The sequence below is a fragment of the Synechocystis salina LEGE 00031 genome (assembly GCF_015207985.1).
GTDB lineage: Bacteria > Cyanobacteriota > Cyanobacteriia > Cyanobacteriales > Microcystaceae > Synechocystis > Synechocystis salina.
Genome location: NZ_JADEVV010000115.1, coordinates 1 through 1,121, shown reverse-complemented (window position 1 = coordinate 1,121; position 1,121 = coordinate 1). Strand labels below are relative to the sequence as shown.

General features: G+C 51.6%; 2 protein-coding genes. One reads left to right on the top strand and one right to left on the bottom strand.

Features of this window, described 5'->3' with window-relative positions:
- The coding region (locus IQ217_RS19140) for a hypothetical protein (protein WP_228025800.1) at positions 1 to 414 on the bottom strand (414 nt) is incomplete at its 3' end.
- Here IQ217_RS19140 and IQ217_RS18745 point away from each other — a divergent pair.
- Positions 413 to 1,121, top strand: a 709-nt coding sequence (locus IQ217_RS18745; protein ID WP_228025799.1) for a hypothetical protein, incomplete at its 3' end; no start/stop codon positions are given. The two genes, IQ217_RS19140 and IQ217_RS18745, sit on opposite strands and share 2 nt — an antisense overlap.

Below are 1,121 nucleotides of genomic sequence, written 5' to 3'. Positions count from 1 at the left end.
GCACGATGGTGGTGAAACAACAACAGCCTCCTTTGATGTCCTAGTAGAAGACGGCAACGAAGATAGCTCAACACCAATAGCAAGTACCTTCAATTTCATCGTTACCCCGGTCAATGAACCACCAGTAAATACCCTAACGTCAACGTTCAGCGTCAATGAGAACACGAACTTAACCTTGAGTAGTTTGTCCATAAGCGATGTGGATGCTGGGACAGGCAATGTAACCGTAAACCTGTCAGTTAATTCAGGGACTTTATCTGCATTATCTGGGGGAAGTGTCACAGTAACTGGTTCTGGAACTGGCTCTATTGTTCTGAGCGGTACAGTTGCCAATATCAATACATTTCTGGGCGGCGGCTCTGCCCCTGTTTTCGCACCCAACGCTGACTTCAACGGTCCTGTTACCCTCACCATGGTCACCGATGACGGGGGTAATACCGGTTCCGGGGGGGCTCTGTCTGACTCCGACACCTCGACTATCACTGTATTAGATACAAGTGCCCCTGGAGCGTCGGTGGTCACGATTACGGAAGATGCCAATAATGATGGCATCATCAGTGGCGGAGAATTGAATGGGTTAGTAGATGTATCGGTGGCATTACCTGGCAATGCGGTAGCCGGAGATAGCCTGACGATTAGCGATGGCACCACTCCCCAGACCATTGTGCTGAACGCTGCCCAAATCAGTGCCGGAGTAGTAACCACCCAGGTAGCAGTACCCGCCGAAGGTGCCACTTTAACGGTAAGTGCATTCATAACGGATAATGCTGGGAACCAAGGTCCTGATGGCAGCGATAGTGCCGTATTAGATACCATCGCCCCCGGAGCACCCACCGTAACGATTACGGAAGATGCCAATAATGACGGCTTCATCAATGGTGCTGAGCTGAGCGGGTTAGTAGATGTGTCGGTAGCATTACCTGGAACTGCGGTAGCCGGAGATAGCCTGACGATTAGCGATGGCACCACTCCCCAAACCATCGTCTTAACCGCCGCCCAAATCAGTGCCGGAGTAGTAACCACCCAGGTAGCAGTACCCGCCGAAGGTGCCACTTTAACGGTAAGTGCATTCATAACGGATAATGCTGGGAACCAAGGTCCTGATGGCAGCGATAGTGCCG